This is a genomic window from Streptomyces sp. NPDC048507 (genome assembly GCF_043199995.1).
Taxonomy (GTDB): Bacteria; Actinomycetota; Actinomycetes; order Streptomycetales; family Streptomycetaceae; genus Streptomyces.
Map to the genome: position 1 here is coordinate 90335 of NZ_JBICWZ010000004.1, position 16809 is coordinate 107143.

Annotated in this window: 15 protein-coding genes; 4 read left to right on the forward strand and 11 right to left on the reverse strand. The window is 71.1% G+C overall.

Annotated features, from left to right (window positions below; translation table 11 throughout):
- Positions 1-108: 108 nt before the first annotated feature.
- Complete coding sequence (locus tag ACGFXC_RS13385) at positions 109-543, forward strand: MarR family winged helix-turn-helix transcriptional regulator (RefSeq protein ID WP_393712348.1); 435 nt, start codon at positions 109-111, stop codon at positions 541-543.
- A gap of 14 nt (positions 544-557) precedes the next feature.
- Positions 558-2213: an MDR family MFS transporter gene (locus tag ACGFXC_RS13390; RefSeq protein ID WP_393712350.1), complete on the forward strand. Its 1656-nt coding sequence runs from the start codon at positions 558-560 to the stop codon at positions 2211-2213.
- Positions 2214-2298: 85 nt separating this feature from the next.
- On the opposite strand, the gene ACGFXC_RS13395 is transcribed toward ACGFXC_RS13390, so the two are convergent.
- From ACGFXC_RS13395 to ACGFXC_RS13435, 9 genes are all read right to left on the reverse strand, one after another.
- Positions 2299-2949, reverse strand: a complete 651-nt coding sequence (locus ACGFXC_RS13395; RefSeq protein WP_393712352.1) for a TetR/AcrR family transcriptional regulator — start codon at positions 2947-2949, stop codon at positions 2299-2301.
- A gap of 90 nt (positions 2950-3039) precedes the next feature.
- Positions 3040-5205 carry a glycosyltransferase family 39 protein gene (locus ACGFXC_RS13400; RefSeq protein WP_393712354.1) on the reverse strand — a complete coding sequence of 722 codons (2166 nt, stop codon included), beginning with the start codon at positions 5203-5205 and terminating at the stop codon, positions 3040-3042.
- Positions 5202-6467: a glycosyltransferase gene (locus tag ACGFXC_RS13405; protein WP_393712355.1), complete on the reverse strand. Its 1266-nt coding sequence runs from the start codon at positions 6465-6467 to the stop codon at positions 5202-5204. The genes ACGFXC_RS13400 and ACGFXC_RS13405 overlap by 4 nt, the downstream gene beginning before the upstream one ends.
- Positions 6468-6492: 25 nt before the next feature.
- Positions 6493-8028, reverse strand: a complete 1536-nt coding sequence (locus tag ACGFXC_RS13410) for a sensor histidine kinase (RefSeq protein WP_393712357.1) — start codon at positions 8026-8028, stop codon at positions 6493-6495.
- Positions 8028-8795, reverse strand: coding sequence for a response regulator transcription factor (locus tag ACGFXC_RS13415; RefSeq protein ID WP_393712359.1), 768 nt, complete (start codon positions 8793-8795; stop codon positions 8028-8030). The genes ACGFXC_RS13410 and ACGFXC_RS13415 overlap by 1 nt, the downstream gene beginning before the upstream one ends.
- A 68-nt stretch (positions 8796-8863) precedes the next feature.
- A complete protein-coding gene (locus ACGFXC_RS13420; protein ID WP_393712361.1) occupies positions 8864-9841 on the reverse strand; it encodes an amidohydrolase family protein in 978 nt (325 codons plus the stop codon).
- Between the two features lie 85 nt (positions 9842-9926).
- On the reverse strand, positions 9927-10808 hold the full coding sequence (locus tag ACGFXC_RS13425) for a DUF2797 domain-containing protein (protein ID WP_393712363.1): 882 nt from the start codon (positions 10806-10808) through the stop codon (positions 9927-9929).
- Positions 10805-11239, reverse strand: coding sequence for an Lrp/AsnC family transcriptional regulator (locus ACGFXC_RS13430; protein WP_393712365.1), 435 nt, complete (start codon positions 11237-11239; stop codon positions 10805-10807). The genes ACGFXC_RS13425 and ACGFXC_RS13430 overlap by 4 nt, the downstream gene beginning before the upstream one ends.
- Positions 11240-11349: 110 nt before the next feature.
- Positions 11350-11715 (reverse strand): PH domain-containing protein, encoded by a 366-nt coding sequence (locus ACGFXC_RS13435; RefSeq protein ID WP_393712366.1) that lies wholly within the window; start codon positions 11713-11715, stop codon positions 11350-11352.
- Positions 11716-12342: 627 nt separating this feature from the next.
- Between ACGFXC_RS13435 and ACGFXC_RS13440 the strand changes: the two genes are divergently transcribed.
- Both ACGFXC_RS13440 and ACGFXC_RS13445 read left to right on the forward strand, forming a co-directional pair.
- Positions 12343-13719, forward strand: a complete 1377-nt coding sequence (locus tag ACGFXC_RS13440; protein WP_393712368.1) for an ATP-binding protein — start codon at positions 12343-12345, stop codon at positions 13717-13719.
- Positions 13720-14307: 588 nt separating this feature from the next.
- Positions 14308-15228: an NERD domain-containing protein gene (locus ACGFXC_RS13445; RefSeq protein WP_393712370.1), complete on the forward strand. Its 921-nt coding sequence runs from the start codon at positions 14308-14310 to the stop codon at positions 15226-15228.
- Here the strand turns inward: ACGFXC_RS13445 and ACGFXC_RS13450 are convergent.
- Positions 15201-15884, reverse strand: coding sequence for a YdcF family protein (locus ACGFXC_RS13450; RefSeq protein ID WP_393712372.1), 684 nt, complete (start codon positions 15882-15884; stop codon positions 15201-15203). The two genes, ACGFXC_RS13445 and ACGFXC_RS13450, sit on opposite strands and share 28 nt — an antisense overlap.
- Positions 15881-16675, reverse strand: a complete 795-nt coding sequence (locus ACGFXC_RS13455; RefSeq protein ID WP_393712374.1) for a GntR family transcriptional regulator — start codon at positions 16673-16675, stop codon at positions 15881-15883. Before ACGFXC_RS13455 ends, ACGFXC_RS13450 begins: the two co-directional genes overlap by 4 nt.
- Positions 16676-16809: the final 134 nt, after the last annotated feature.

The window sequence follows — 16809 nt, forward strand, 5'->3', positions numbered from 1 at the left end:
CCTAACCGGTTTTCCGATTCCTTTACCGGCCAACCCCGCAGATTAATTTGCCTGTAGCAACCATTCGCTTCTATGGTTGCCCCAAGCAACGAGATGGGAGGCGGTCCGGTGACCCCACGGACGGTGCGGAGCACCACCCGGTACGAGGAACTGGCCCGCCAGCTCGCCGGGATCGGTTCCGTCAAGCGCGACCTGGCCCGGATCCTGCCCCCGGACTGCCCGCCCGGCGCGGCCGCCGTCCTCACCGTGCTCGACCGGCACGGTGAGATGAGGCTGAGCCGCCTGACCGAGTTCATGGCCGTCGACATCTCGGTGTCGAGCCGGCACGTCGCCCACCTGGCGGCCCGCGGCTGGCTCGACCGGGAGACCGACCCCGGAGACGGCCGCTGCCGGATCCTGCGCCTCACCGCCGCGGGCCGCGCGGTGCTCGCCGAACTGGGTTCGCGCTACACGGACGCGCTGGAGAAGGCGCTCACCGACTGGTCCCCCGAAGACATCGACGTGCTCAACACCCTGCTGGCCCGACTCCGATCGAGCTTCTAGACAAAGGGAAACCCATGGCGACGACCACACCCCACGGTGTGCGGGGAGGCGGCCGGTCGGAGACCACGTCCGACGGCGCACCCATGACCCACCCCCAGATCATGAAGGCGCTGTCCGGGCTCATGCTCGGCATGTTCGTGGCGATCCTGTCCTCCACGATCGTCTCCAACGCCCTGCCCAAGATCATCAGCGACCTCGGTGGCACCCAGTCCTCCTACACCTGGGTCGTCACCGCCGCCCTGCTGTCGATGACGGCCGCGACCCCCCTCTGGGGCAAGCTCTCCGACCTCTTCAGCAAGAAGCTGCTCGTCCAGATATCCCTGGTCATCTACGTCCTCGGCTCCGTCGTGGCGGGCCTGTCCCAGAACACCGGCACGCTCATCGCCTGCCGCGTCGTCCAGGGCATCGGCGTCGGCGGCCTCTCCGCCCTCGCCCAGATCGTGATGGCCGCGATGATCTCCCCGCGCGAGCGCGGCCGCTACAGCGGCTACCTCGGCGCGGTCTTCGCCGTCGGCACGGTCGGCGGCCCGCTCCTCGGCGGCGTCATCACCGACACCGAGTGGCTCGGCTGGCGCTGGTGCTTCTACGTCGGCGTGCCCTTCGCCGTGATCGCGCTGATCGTCCTCCAGAAGACCCTGCGGCTCCCGGTGGTCCGCCGCGAGGTCAAGGTCGACTGGCTCGGCGCCTTCCTGATCAGCGGCGCCGTGTCCCTGCTGCTGATCTGGGTCACCCAGGCCGGGACCTCGTACGACTGGCTCTCCTGGCAGACCGCCGCCATGGTCGGCGGCGCCGTGGCGCTCGGCCTGCTCTTCCTGCTCGTCGAGTCCCGTGCGAGCGACCCGATCATTCCGCTGCGCCTCTTCCGCAACAAGACCATCAGCCTGGCCTCGGCGGCCTCGCTCTTCGTCGGCATCGCGATGTTCTCCGGCACGGTCTTCTTCAGCCAGTACTTCCAGCTGGCCCGGGGCGAGTCCCCCACCATGTCGGGCATCCTCACCATCCCGATGATCGGCGGCCTCTTCGTCTCCTCGACGGTCTCCGGCCAGATCATCACCAAGACCGGCCGCTGGAAGGCGTGGCTGGTCGCCGGCGGCGTCCTGCTGACCGCCGGACTCGGCCTGCTGGGCACCCTGCGCTACGACACCGCCTACTGGCAGATCGCGGTCTTCATGGCGCTGACCGGCCTCGGTCTCGGCATGATGATGCAGAACCTGGTCCTCGCCACCCAGAACCAGGTGGCCCCCGAGGACCTCGGTGCCGCCAGCTCCGTCGTCACCTTCTTCCGCTCGCTCGGCGGCGCCGTGGGCGTCTCCGCGCTCGGCGCCGTCATGGCCAACCGGGTCACCCACTACGTCAAGGACGGACTGGCCGAGCTCGGCCCGAAGGCCGCCGCGATGGGCCACGGCGGCACCGCCGGCGGCGGCATCCCCGACCTCGACAAGCTGCCCGCGCCGTTCCGGACGGTCATCGAGTCCGCGTACGGGCACGGCGTCGGCGACGTCTTCCTCTACGCCGCCCCGTTCGCGCTGCTCGGGCTGGTGCTGGTGCTCTTCATCAAGGAGGTCGCCCTGAAGTCCAGGCCGGCCGCCCACGCCCCGGCCGCCGAGGGCGGCGCGGAGCTCCCGGCTCCGGCCGGCGACACCGCCGCGGCGAAGGTCCCGGCCCCGTAGCCGGCGCCGGACCCGCGTACCGCGAGGGCGGGTGGGCGCGCCGCGAACGCGGCCCGTCCACCCGCCCTCGCGCACGTCGCCGCCGTCACCGGGGGCGCGGGCCCGCCCCGCGGTCACCGGCTCTGGCCCGGGCCTTGGCCTCGATCCCCGCGATCAGGACGTCGAGGGCCAGGCCGAAGTCCGTCTCCGGCGCCCGCCGGGCCGTCGCGCCGCAGCCGTGCAGGAACTGCGAGACCGCCAGGTGCGCGCCGGTCCGGCCGGGATCCGCCAGTCCGGTGGCGTCCAGCAGCCGCTGGAGGGCGGCGTCGAAGGCCCGCGCGTGCGGGCCGATGTTCGGGTAGGCCACGCTCAGCGGGGCCACCCACGGATGCTCCGCCAACAGCCTGCGGTACCCGCAGGCCAGACTCCGCAGCCGGCCCGGCCAGCCCTCCTGCGGGGGCGGTCCGGAGGGCAGCCGCTGCTGTCCCAGGGCGCTGTCCAGGGCCAGTTCGAGCAGGTCGTGCTTGGTGTCCACGTACCAGTAGAGGGACATCGCGGTGACCCCGAGCTGGGAGGCCAGGCGCCGCATGGAGAACCGGTGCAGCCCCTCCGCGTCGAGGAGGCGCACGGTGGCGGCGGTGATCCGTTCCCGGTCGAGCCCCGACGGCTGCTCGCTGCGGCGTCTGGCGTGGGCGGCGGGCCTGGCGACCAGCCACACACTGGTCCTGCTCCCGCCCGGATCGGCCTCGGTCGCCATGGAGGCACCCTCCTCGCCACAAGGGGATCAGCCCGGAATGCCCGGTCCGCCCTCTTGATGCTAGGGGGTCACCCGTCCGTCCAGGCGGGATCAGGACGAGCCGGCCGAAGGAGCCGTCAGGTCGTAGAAGGTGACGCCGTCGACGGTGGTGGGCACGAACGCCCCCTTCACCCACTCCTCGATGGCGCTGCCGGCGGCCCCGCCCGGGCCGCCGCCGCCCTCGCGCGCCCCGCCGCTGCCCGAGGCGATGAACCAGTGGATCCGCCCCTCCTTCACGTACTCCTGGAACCGCGCGAGCGTCGGTGAGGGGTCGCTGCCGTTGAACCCGCCGACCGGCATCACCGGCGCGCCGGAGGCCAGCTGGTAACTCGCCGCGTTCTGGGAGCCGATGGCCGCCGCCGCCCAGGTGTAGCGGGAGGAGTCGGTGCGCAGCGCGGCCGTGGCGGCGGCGCCGACCCGGGTGCCGCCCAGCAGCCCGCCGGGACCGCCGCCTGCACCACCGCCGGGACCGCCGCCGGGGCCGCCGCCGGGACCGCCGCCGGGGCCGCCCCGGCCGCCGGGGAGCTCGGCGCCGCCGGGTGCGCCCGGTGCGCCGGGGCCCGTGCCGGCGCCCTGCGGCATGCCCTGCGGTGTCCCCTGGGGCATGCCCTGCGGGCCGCCCTCCCCGCCCGGCCCGAACCGGCCCGGTGCGCCGCCGGGGCCCCCGAAGCCGCCCGGGCCGCCGCGGCCGCCCGCCACCGCCGGTCCGGCCGTCACGATGGAACCGGTGTGCCCCGAGCCGACGGTGGTCAGGCAGTACGCGAACGGCCCCGCCAGCGCCGCGCCCAGCCCGAGGGCGGCCACCGCGAGGAGGGCGCGGCGGCCCAGCCGTGCGGCGAACGGCAGTGCGGCCGCCGCCGCCAGACCGGCCGCCAGCACCGCCCAGCGCAGCCACGGAACGTACCCGTGGGCACGGCCGAGCAGGACGAAGGACCACCACGCGGTCAGGGCGAGCGTTCCGGACAGGGTGAGCGCGGCGGCCCACCCGCCGCGTTCCTCCCAGAGCACGGCCACGCCCATGCCGGCCAGCGCCGCCACGAAGGGGGCCAGCGCGACGGTGTAGTACTCGTGGAAGATGCCCTGCATCCAGCTGAACACGACCGCGGTGATCAGCAGGGACCCGCCCCAGGCGACGAAGGCCGCGCGGGCCATCCCGTCCAGGGAGTCGGTGGTCCGGCGGGCCCGCCAGGTCACCACCAGTCCGGCCACCAGGAACACCAGGGCGGCGGGCAGCAGCCAGGAGATCTGCCCTCCGATGTTGGCCGAGAACAGCCGGTCGATGCCGGTCTCCCCCCAGCCGCCGCCCCCGCCCCCGCCGGGTCCCCCTGCCCCGCGCCGCGCCGCCCCGCCACCGACGCTGCCCGTCTCGTTGCCGCTGATCCGGCCGAGGCCGTTGTAACCGAGGGTCAGCTCCAGGAAGGAGTTGTTCTGCGAGCCGCCGATGTACGGCCGGGAGGCGGCGGGCCACAGCTCCACCACCGCCACCCACCAGCCGCCGGCCGCCGCCGCGGCCAGCCCGGCCGCCAGCAGCTGCCCCAGCCGGCGGCGCAGCCGCGTCGGCGCGCAGACGGCGTAGAGGACCGCGAGCGGCGGCAGGATCACGAACGCCTGGAGGGTCTTGGTCAGGAAGCCGAACCCGACCGCGACACCGGCCCAGACCAGCCACCGGGTGTGCGCCCCTTCCAGGGCGCGCAGCACGCAGTACACGGTGACGGTGAGCAGCAGCGTGAGCAGGGCGTCGGGGTTGTTGAACCGGAACATCAGCGCGGCGACGGGCGTCAGCGCGAAGGCGCAGCCGCTCAGCAGGGCCGCGGCCGGGCCGAACTGACGGCGGACGGCCGCGTACAGGACGGCGGTGGTGGCGACGCCCATCAGGGCCTGCGGCACGAGGATCTGCCAGGAGCCGAGCCCGAAGAGCCGTACCGACAGCGCCATCGGCCACAGGGCGGCCGGGGGTTTGTCGACGGTGATCGAGTTGCCGGCGTCGGAGGAGCCGAAGAAGAAGGCCTTCCAGCTCTCGGAACCGGCCTGGACGGCCGCGGAGTAGAAGGAGTTCGCGTAGCCGGAGGAGCCCAGGTTCCAGAGCAGGAGCAGGGCCGTGCCCAGCAGCAGGACGGTGTACGCGGGCCGCTCCCAGCGGGGCCGGGCGTCCGTGGCGCGGACGGCGGCGGGCAGCGGGGCGGCGGACGGGAAGTGCGGGAGCGCGGCCGTGGTCACGGACCCTCCTCGGTCGTGGGAGAGGTGCGCTCGGGGAAGACCCAGGCGCGGAAGAGCAGGAACCGCAGCACGGTGGCGGCGAGGTTGGCGGTGATCAGGACGGCCAGTTCGGTGGCGTGGGCCGGCTCGGCGCTGGCCGCTCCGAGCGCGGCGAGCGAGCCGCTGGTCAGGGCCAGTCCGATGCCGAACACCACGAGCCCCTGGGCCTGGTGGCGCACGGCCCGGGCCCGCCCGCGCACCCCGAAGGTGAGCCGGCGGTTGGCGGCGGTGTTGGCGACGGCGCACAGCAGCAGCGCGGCCGCGTTCGCGCCCTGGGGGCCCGCCGCGCCCCGCAGGGCGGAGTAGAGCAGCAGGTAGAGCAGGGTGCTCAGGACGCCGACGGCGCAGAACCCGAGCAGCTGCCGGGCCAGCCCGCGCGGCACCCCGGGCAGGGCCCCGCGGTCGCGCGGGTCGTCCCCGAAGGGGCGGGCGATCCGGTCGAGCGGGAGCGCGCCGACGGCCAGGGCGCGGCCCACCCGCCAGACTCCTTTGAGGTCCTCCGTGGCGGTGCGCACGAGGTGGACGCTGGAATCCGGGTCGTCGACCCAGTCCACCGGCACCTCGTGGATCCGCAGTCCGGCCCGCTCGGCGAGCACCAGCAGCTCGGTGTCGAAGAACCAGCCCGAATCCTCCACCAGCGGCAGCAGCCGCTGCGCGACCTCGCCGCGGATGGCCTTGAACCCGCACTGGGCGTCGCTGAACCGGGCCGCGAGCGAGGAGCGCAGCAGCAGGTTGTACGCCCGGGAGACGAACTCCCGCTTGGCGCCCCGCACCACGCGTGCGGAGCGGGCCAGCCGGGTGCCGATGGCCAGGTCGGAATGGCCGGAGATGAGCGGGGCCACCAGCGGCAGCAGCGCGTTCAGGTCGGTGGAGAGGTCCACGTCCATGTACGCGAGGACGGGGGCCTCCGAGCCGGTCCACACGGTGCGCAGGGCGCGGCCGCGGCCCTTCTCCTCCAGCCGGGTGCTCCGTACTTCCGGGAGCGCGGTGGCGAGGGCGGCCGCGACCTCGGGGGTGCGGTCGGTGCTCGCGTTGTCGGCGATGGTGATGCGGAAGGGGTAGGGAAAGGTGCGGGTGAGGTGTGCGTGCAGGCGGCGCACGCAGGGGCCGAGGTCCTCCTCTTCGTTGAAGACCGGGATCACCACGTCGAGTACGGGCACGCCGGGCAGGGGCGCGAGGTGCGCCCGGGCCGGAAGGGCCCCGGGAGAGGCGTCGGTTGACATGCTCCGACCCTCGCGGGGTGCCCTGTCACGGCTGTGTGGTGAGCCTGTGGCCCCTCTGTGAGTCCCGCGACGGGCCGGCGGGGAGCGGCAGCAGCACCTCGAAGGCGGTCCGCCCGGGCTCACTGCGCACGTCGACCCAGCCGCCGTGCGCGACCACGACGGCCTGCACGATGGCGAGGCCGAGGCCGGTGGAGCCGGCCGCGCGGGAGCGGGAGGCGTCGCCGCGGGCGAAGCGCTCGAAGACGTGGGGCAGCAGTTCGGGAGCGATGCCCGGCCCGTCGTCCTCGATCCGCAGCCGGACGGCGGATGTTTCACGTGAAACGTGGGCCGTGACGGTGGTGCCGGGCGGGGTGTGGGTGCGGGCGTTGGCGAGGAGGTTGACCAGGACCTGCTGGATCCGGGCCGGGTCGCCGCGGACCGTCGCGGGTTCGGCGGGGAGGTCGAGGCGCCAGTGGTGGCCGGGGCCGGCGGCCCGGGCGTCGCTGACGGCGTCGACGACGAGCGGCGCGAGGTCGGTGTCGGTGTCGCCGGTGGCGAGCGGGCGGCCCGCGTCGAGCCGGGCGAGGAGCAGCAGGTCCTCGACGAGCCCGGTCATGCGGGTGGCTTCGGACTCGATCCGGCCCAGGGCGTGACGGGTGTCGGGGCCGGTCTCCTCCCGTCCCCGGCGGGTCAGTTCGGCGTACCCGCGGATGGAGGCGAGCGGGGTGCGCAGCTCGTGGCTGGCGTCGGCGACGAACTGGCGGACCCGCATCTCGCTGTGCTGGCGCGCGGTGAGCGCGGAGGAGACGTGGCCCAGCATCCGGTTGAGGGCGGCGCCGACCTGGCCCACCTCGGTGCGGGGGTCGGCCTCGGCATCGGGGACCCGCTCGTGGAGCGCGGGTTCGCCGCTGTGCAGGGGGAGTTCGGAGACGCGGGTGGCGGTCGCCGCGACCCGGCGCAGCGGGCGCAGGGCGACCCCGATCAGGGCCTGTCCGGCGAGGGAGGCGGCGATCAGCCCGGCGAGGGTGACGGACACCTCGACCCCGATGAGGGTGCCCACCGTACGGTCGACGTCGCGCAGCGGGGTGGCGAGGACCAGGCCGCCGTCGGGGGAGGCGCGCACCCGGTAGCCGCCGAGTCCGGGGAGTTCCGCCTCGACCGGCCCGGGGCGGCCGGGCGCGGTCCGGCGGGCCACGGCGAGCAGGGCGTCGGTCTGGCCCTGGGAGAGGGGGCGGACGTGGTCGAGGGGGGATCCGTCGCCCGAGGAGCTGAGTCCGGAGGCGAGCACCTTGCCGTCGGGGCCGAGGCGGATCCCGGCGGTGCCGGTCGGGTTTCCCGGGGCCAGGACGAAGCCGAGGCTGTTCTCGCGGGCGGCCTTCCCGGCGCCGGGGCCCCGGGTGGCCATGTCCACGGAGACGCTGAGCTGGTCGTCGAGCCGGTCGACCAGGTACGAGCGCAGCGCGAGGGTGGTGACGGTACCGATGGCCGCGCCCACCACCGCGATCAGGGCCACCGCCGAGACGACGAGCCGGGTCCGCAGGGACCAGGGGCGGCCGGGGATCCGGGTCGGGCGCGGGGGCACTAGTCGGCCGGCTTGATCAGGTAGCCGGCTCCGCGGCGGGTGTGGATCATCGGGGGCAGGCCGGTGCCCGCCTCCAGCTTGCGGCGCAGGTAGGAGATGTACAGCTCGACCACGTTGGCCTGGCCGCCGAAGTCGTAGGACCAGACCCGGTCGAGGATCTGCGCCTTGCTGAGGACCCGGCGGGGGTTGCGCATCAGGTAGCGCAGCAGCTCGAACTCGGTGGCGGTGAGGTGGACCTCCTGGCCGCCGCGGACCACCTCGTGGCTGTCCTCGTCCAGCCGCAGGTCGCCGACGGCCAGCACCGATCCGCCGCGGGCCGCCTGGGCGGCGCCGGAGCGGCGGACGAGGCCGCGCAGCCGGGCGACGACCTCCTCCAGGCTGAAGGGCTTGGTGACGTAGTCGTCGCCGCCCGCCGTCAGCCCGGCGATCCGGTCCTCGACGGAGTCCTTGGCGGTCAGGAAGAGCACCGGGACCTGCGGGATCTCGCGGCGCAGCTGTCCGAGGACGGCCAGGCCGTCCATGTCGGGGAGCATGATGTCCAGGACCACCACGTCGGGGCGGAACTCCCGGGCGGCGCGGACGGCGCCGGCTCCGTCCCCGGCGCTGCGGACCTCGCAGCCCTCGTAGCGCAGGGCCATCGACAGCAGCTCGGCCAGGGAGGCCTCGTCGTCCACGACGAGGACCCGGCAGGGTCCGCCGTCGGGCCGTACCAGGGCCGTCGGGGAGCCGGTGGACGTGGACGCGTGGGAGGTGGTCGTCGCAGTCATGCCTTCACGCTGGCCGCCGCCCCTGAGAGCGTTCTTGCCCCAACCTGTGAATCTCCTGAGAAACGTCCTCAGGGGGCGGGAGGACCGGGACGGCCGGGAGGGCCGGGGGTGCCGGGAGGGCCGGGGGTGCCGGGAGGAGCGGGAGGACCGGGGATACCGGTGAGGCCGGGGGTACCGGTGAGGCCGAACAGCCGGGCGCCGTTGTCGTGGCAGACGGCCCGCAGCCAGTCGTCGCCGAGGCCGAGCCGTTCGAGGGCCTCCAGCTGGTGCTCGTAGGGATAGGGGATGTTCGGGAAGTCGGTGCCGAGCAGGATCCGGTCGCCGAGGTCCGCGAGCCGTCCGCGCGCGCCGGGCGGGAAGCCGCTCAGCCGTTCCGCGAAGTCGGTGAAGACCATCGTGGTGTCGAGCCGGACGCCCGGGTGGCGGTCGGCGAGGTCGAGGAAGTCGGCGTACTCGGGCATCCCCATGTGGGCGACGATCAGCGGCAGGCCCGGGTGACGCTCCAGCAGCCGGGCGACGGGGCCCGGACCGGTGTGCTTGCCCGCGACCGGGCCCGAACCGCAGTGGATCACGGTGGGGACCGCGGCCTCGGCGAGCAGCCCCCACACCGCGTCGAGCCGCTCGTCGTTCGGGTCGTAGCCGCCGACCTGGACGTGCGCCTTGAAGACGCGGGCCCCGCCCGCCACGGCCTGCCCGACGTACGCCGCGGCCTCGGGCTCCGGGAAGAAGGTGGCGGTGTGCAGGCACGCGGGGGTGCGGGCGGCGAAGTCCGCGGCCCAGGAGTTGAGCCAGGCGGCCATGCCGGGCTTGTGCGGATAGACCATGGAGGTGAAGGCGCGCACGCCGAACTCCCGCAGCAGCGCGACCCGCTGCTCCTCCTCGTGCCGGTAGGTGATGGGCCAGGGGACACCGGTCAGCGGGCCGACGGCGTCGAAGTACTCCCAGACCTTCTCCATGACCCGGGCGGGCATGAAGTGCGTGTGGACGTCGACCAGTCCGGGCAGGTCCAGACGTTCCCAGAAGGCCCGAACGGGCTGCGTGCTCATGTGCCCACCCTCGGCGTAGGGCCCCGCGCCTGTCCACCGCGAACAGCCGTGGAGGGACAGAGCGAGCCAGGTCTTGACCCCGCGGTCAGAACAGGCCGTCCTGCTCCGCCGGGGGGAGCGCCGGGGGCACCGGTGCGAGCGGCACGTCCGTGACGGCGTCCGCCGACGCGACGCCCAGCCCCCAGCCGGCCATGAGGCGGGTGTCCAGCACGAGCCCGTCCGCGAAGTGCAGGTCCGGCCCGGCCGCGGCGACGAGCCCGCCCGCGATGCTCCCGCCGGACACCAGCTCGGTGACCACCCGGGCCGGGGCGGGCGGCCCGTCGGGCCAGAACACCGCCGCGTGGTCGGTGACCCCGCACGCCACCCGCTCCAGCGACTCCGGCCAGCCGGCCAGGGCGGCGGCCCGCGCGTACAGCCCGGCGACCTCGCGGGCCCGCTCCGGGGCCGGCGGCAGGTGGCCCCGTACGGCACGCTTGCGGGCGTAGGCGATCCGGTCCGGCACCCCGAGGGCGGCGCGCAGCAGTTCTTCGGTACGCCGCGCGGCCATGAGCGGCCCGCGCCCCAGCCAGGACCAGGTCACCGCCCCCTGCTCCAGCAGCCGGGCCGCGCCCCGCTCCTCGGCGGTGATGCCGACCTTGACCAGCCCGGGCCCGAACCACGCCAGGTAGACCCGGTAGGTGCGCGGGTCGGCGGCGTTGGTGTCGGCGGCCACCGAGAAGGACCGGTCCAGGCGGGCGCACTCGGGGCACTGGGCGCTGCCCGTGCGGCCCGGCACGGTCCGCGCCGTCGGGCACGGGGTCCGCTTCCCGGCCCGCCACACCCCGAGGCAGCGCCGCTCGTCCCGCACGGTGAAGACCAGCGGGGACCCGTACACCAGACGGCTGGTGGTCTCCCGGCCCGCCGGCCCCCGCCAGCCCATGACGGGGCGGCCGTCGGCCCACCGCAGCCCGGTGCACCGCCAGGTCACAGCGGCAGGGGCCGTTCGAAGAAGGTGTCCAGGACGACGGTGGCCTGCGTGCCGCTGACGCCGTCGATGGCGTACAGGCGCCGCAGGACGTCCTGGAGCTGCCCGGTGGTGGCGGTGCGGACCTTGACGAGGACGGAGGCGCTGCCCGCGATGACGTGCGCCTCCTGGATCTCGGCGATGGCCTCGAACTCCTCCCGGGAGTCCCCCATCCAGCTGCGGGAGTCGACCATCACGTAGGCGAGCACCCCGCTGCCCACGGCGGCCGGATCCACGTCGACGGTGGTCCGCCGGATGACCCCGCGTTCGCGCAGCTTGCGGACGCGCTCGTGGGTGGCCCCGGCCGAGAGCCCGACGGCCGCGCCCAGCGCCGCGTAGGACTGGCCCGCGTCCTGCTGGAGGCGCCGCACGAGCGCCCGGTCGATGTCGTCCACGCGGTGTTCCTCCCAGGGGCCACGGCTGCTCTTGCCGGGCTACTCTTGCCAAGACGGTACCGGATCCTGCAATACCAAGATCATGCCGAACGGAGTTCGGCGAGGGCTCGCTACCGGGCAACGAACTGCGTGAGGATCGCCTGCAGCTCGTAGATGTCCACGCCCTTGGTGAAGGTCTTCTCGATCGGCTCCGGCGTGCCCGATATCCAGATCTTCAGCTCGGCGTCGAGATCGAAGTGCCCGGCCGTCTCCACGGCGAAGTGCGTGATGCTCCGGTACGGGATCGAGTGGTACTCCACCTTCTTCCCGGTGAGCCCCTGCTTGTCGACCAGCACCAGCCGCCGGTCGGTGAGCAGGATCGTGTCCCGGATCAGCAGGTACGCGGCGTGCACCTGCTCCCCGTTCCCCAGCAACCGCGCGAAGTCCCGCTGCGCGGTGCCGGCATCGATGTGGTGCGCGTTCCCGAACAGACCCATGGAGTTCCCCTTCGAAGGTGCGAAAGACCGACCGGTCCCGCGAAGGCTAGCCAGGGCGACGTCAAGGCAACGCAAGAGGCCCCCCGGTGAACCGGGGGGCCTCTTCGGCTGTGCACTCGGCAGGATTCGAACCTGCAACCTTCTGATCCGTAGCTCTAGCCAGACCGGTCAGCGAGGGCCATTCCGGCCGCTCCGAGCCCCAGAGAGGGGTTACCGGACGTCGGAGGTTGCTGGGGTTGCGGTACCGCGCTGCTGTACCTGCGTCGCCCACAAGCTGCCACGATGGCACGTCACCCGCGCCCGACTGCCGCGATGACGCCCCCAAGCAGGGCTGCCGCAGGAGCATTCCTGACGCGGCCCGGTGGCATCCAGCTGATGGCCTCCGGTCTGTCCTCCCAACGGTGGAGGCTGCGATCCTCCCAACGGTGGAGGCTGCGATCCTCGGCTCCTCCGTCAGTCAGAGCCGGCGCAGGTACCCCATCCCGCCGCATCACCTGCAACCGAATCCTCTCTAAAGGTCCGGTGGAACCAACCCGCGACGCATAGGCTGGGCGCGCGCGTCCGACAGCCGCGCGCTGGGTACCCACGGCACCCGAAAGTCCTGAACGAGTAACACAGGGGGGGGAATTGTTCGAGACAGTAACCATCTCGGCAGATCAAGCAGCCACGCTCCTTGAGCGACAAGAGGGGCATTTCCTCGACTTCAAGGACAAGCGAATCGCACCGGCCAAAGTCGCCCGCGCCGTATCTGCTTTCTGTAACGCCGATGGCGGAGACCTCTACATCGGCGTAACCGAGTCACAATCGGGATTCAATTGGGACGGCTTCAATGATCCTGAGGACGCCAATCAGCTGATCCACGCACTTGAGGATGTCTCCCCTTTCGGAACTGACCTCGACGCAGAGTTTCTCTTTGCGGATCACCTTACTGGATGCGTCCTGCACATCAACGCGAGAAAATCTCGCGCCATCCGAAAGACAGCCGACGGAAAAATATACAAACGGCTTAGCGCCCAGAACACCCCCGTAACCTCCGAGGAAGCGCTCACAGCACTACGCAGGCAAAAAGGGCTCGAATCTTTCGAATCCGAGACCCTGTCCATCGATGTGGACGTCGTAACAAACTCGGAAGCAGTTATTGAGTATCTACTTAGTGCGGTCCCAGTCACAGAACCCGAGACATACCTCAGGAAACAAAATCTGCTGGTCTCGGGAAAACCAGTCGTAGCCGCGGCCCTTCTCTTCGCTGATGAGCCCCAAGCGTGCCTCCCGAAACGATGCGGCATCAAGATTTACAGGTACAGCAGCGAGGAACAATCCCGGGACAGGCTGGTTGAAGACCCGGTGACCATCGAGGGAGCCCTCTACAAGCAGATCTACGATGCTGTCGATAAGACCGTCAAGGTCGTGGCTGCGGCAGCCTATCTTGACGAGGATGGCCTCCGAAGCGTCAAGTATCCACACGAAGCTTTGCACGAGATCATCACGAATGCCGTCCTGCATCGAGACTATTCAGTAACGGACGACATTCACATTCGAATCTTCGAGAATCGAATCGAGATCCAAAGCCCTGGGCGACTTCCCGGCCACATCACAACCAACAATATCCTCGACGAGCGCCTCAGCAGGAATCCCTACCTGGTTCGCCATCTGAACCGTTTCCCGAATCCTCCCAATAAGGATGTCGGGGAAGGTCTTAACACGGCATTCGAATCAATGAAGAAACTCAACCTCCGTTCTCCCATCATCGAAGAAGGCGAGAACTCAGTCCTCGTAGTCGTTCGACATGAGAGTCTCGCTTCTCCCGCTCAGCAGGTCGTCGAGTATCTGAACAACAACGAGTCCATCAGGAATGAGCAGGCTCGGAAAATGACCGGCATAGGCAGCGAAAGTAAAATGAAGAAGATCTTCGAGAGCCTGATAGAGGCAGGGGAAATCGAGCATAAGCCTGGAACAGCTGGTCGCGGATACGCGTATCAGCTTAAGCAGAAACGCAGCGATTGAGCCTAGGTCGTGAAGGGAGCCTTGGCGGAACCGTCAGAGTCGGTGGCCCGCTATCGTCGCCCACCACTCGCCCCCCAACTCCCATCCCGTCTGCCGTCGGCCCATGACATGTAGAGCGGACGCGGTGCCGGGCGTCCAGGTGGAGCGCCCAACTGGACGAACGACCTGGACGCCCGGTGCCGTGTCTGCTCGGCTTGCCTGGGTCGACGGCGGACGGGATGGGAGTTCCCCACCTCAACCCACCACGGCCGGCACCCGCCAGCGGCGCCCCGTCCATCCCGGAGTCGGAGCGCCCCCGCCGGAGGCATGTCGGTGAGGGAGGGAATCCGCGGGCTTCAGGGTTCAGCTCATGCCTTTTGGCCTATCCCGTCTTGCAGGGGCGGGCGTCGGCGGAGCGTGCGCGGAGCGGGCCGAAGGCAGGAGCGTCGCGCAGAGCGGCGCCGGGAAGCCCGCCCGGCGGAGCGGAGCGCAGCCGGGTGCTTGATGAGGTAGAGAAACCTGTAACAGCTCGTGTTGCTCCGGCGGTCTTGCCGATCTGCCCACCGCCTGTTGGCATATACGTGGGGACGGCAATCAGGGGGGCGGCTGGTGAGCGAACTGACGGTCCATCCGTGGAAGAGGCATGGCAGGGACCGGCTGTACGTCAATCTGACGGACGGAACGGCCGTGGCGTGGGCGGATCGAGCGACCAAGACCGTGACGATCAAGATCCCGGAGTACCAGGAGGAAGCGCTGGCACTTCTGCGGCTATATCTCGGCGAAGGGCTCATCGTCCGGCCTACGACTCCTCCGCGTCAGCCCGGCCCCGCGACGCCTCCCCGGCGGTCAGGGCACCCCATCCACACACCCCCGCCCCGTCGATCTGAGGGGCCGGCGTCGGTCCCACCTCTCAGCCCCAGCGAAGACCTGGCCAGGAATCGGCCCGGCTCCCGACTCGTCGGGACGATCGCCGAACGAGGACCGTCGACGGTGCAGCGGCTGAAAGCGAAGTTACTGCGACAGACTACGGAGTGGGATAGCTGGTACACCGGCCTGGAAGGCGAGCGGCGGGTAGGTCGTGAGCTGGAACGACTCGTCCCACTGGGCTGGCGTGTCCTTCACGGCATCGAAAAGAGCAACGGCGGCGACATCGACCACCTGGTGATCGGCCCAGGCGGGGTGTTCACCGTCAACACCAAGCACCACCGCGGCGCCTCGGTCTGGGTGGGCGACTCCATGGCCAAGATCAACGGCGGTCCGCCCCGCCCCTACGCTGCGGCGAGCCAGTCCGAAGCCAACTTCGTGCGAAAGGTCCTGGGGCGGTACTGCGCCTTCGAGGTCCCTGTCGAACCGGTCCTGGTCTTCGTCGGCATCGCGTCCCTGGACCGAGCAGCGACGGCATACGCCGTCCGCGTCTATCAGGAGCGGGAGGTGGCCGCTCTGGGACCGCTCGCCGGGACTCTCACACCTGAGCAGGTGGAGCATGTCCACGGCGTCGCTCGTCACCGACGCGTGTGGCTGCGCGCCTGACCGGAATCGTCTCGCAGGAGGCGGCTCGTGAAGCCCTGTCGGCAGAGTCGTTCGTAGGCCTCGGCCACGTCGTCCGGAACGGCCTGACTGATCATGAATCCCTGCTCGGGATAGACCATCAGCCGCTGCAACGCTCCGACCAGCATGTCGATGACCAGCCGGGCGTCGCCGATCGAGTCGACGTACTCCTCCAGCGCCATCGGGCTGGACGCGCTGACGATCTCCACTCCGGGCCAGAGCTTCCGTGCCGTGGCGTACGCGCGCCGCTCCTCGTACGGCTTGCTGATCAGCAGGACGGAGGTCACTTCGACGCCGGCCTCGTGCAGCAGCTCGCGAGAGAAGGTGATGTTCTCGCCCGTGTTCCGGGCTCGCGGTTCAACCAGCACGGCACGACCCGGGACGCCGAGCTCCAACGCCCGCTCGCGGTAGTGGACGGCCTCACCGCGGGGCATCCGCTCGCGCGTCGTCGGGCTGGTGGCTCCGGTGAACACGAGCAGGGGGGCCATGCCGCGCTCGTAGAGTTCGACCGCCGCCTCAGCCACGCCCAGGTCGTGGCTGCCGAGCCCGATCGCGACCGAGCACGGCGCCGGAGTGTGGCCCATCTGGTGGTAGCTCCAGAGGAGTCGGGTGTCTGCCCAGTCCTGCGTCGAGATCACTCCTGGCCTTCCCTGTCCTTCGCCGAGTCTGGCACCTGGAAGTCGTATTCCCAGGCGAAGCGCGAAGCTGCGTGCACCCCGAGGGCGAACTCGACCACGGTGCCGTCGGCGGTAAAGGTCGTCCGGTGCAGCTCGACCACTGGTTCGCCCTGCGGAAGCTGCAGAAGCTTCACCTCGTCGGCCGTCGGGGTGCGGGCGAAGATCCGCTCCTTCATGTGGTCGATCTCGTAGCCGGCGTCGTACAGGACACGAAACCCGCCGCCGCGGCCGGCCGGGCCGGGGGTCGGATCCACGATCCGGGTTCCCTCGACGTGCTCGGGCCGGTAGTAGCTGGTGAGCGTGTGGGTTGGCTGGTCGCCCTCCTTCACCAGTCGTGCGCGTGCGTAGACCTGCGCGCCTGCCGGAAGGCCGTGCGCGGCGGCAGCCTCGGGGGGCGCCTCGATGAGACTGACCGACTGGGTCTGCTCGTTGCGGCGGTACGCGCGTCCTGACGCCACGCGGTCCGCGATGAACGCCACCTCGTCGCCGTCGCGCCACTTGGTCTTGTCGTAGCGAGCGATGCCGAGTCGCTTCAGCGGCACCTGCTGGCGCACGACAGTTCCGTGGCCGCGAGATGAGGTGACCAAGCCTTCCGCTTCCAGAGCCTTGTATGCCTGGTGGACGGTTGTCTTCGAGCCCTCGCCGGCATCCACCAGGTCCCTGATGTGCGGCAATTGCTGGCCTGGGGCGTACTCGCCTCCTCGGATCTGCTCAGCCAGCTTGTCAGCCAGCTCTCTCCACTTCGGGGCCATCGCGTATCCCTTTCGTCGGCATCAAGTCAAACACAGTCCTGGGACTGTTGACAGTCCTAGGACTGCACTGCATTATCTATTCAAGCGCTCGCAGTCCTAGGACAGCGGGAGTTGGTAGTCCTCTTCGGGCTGCC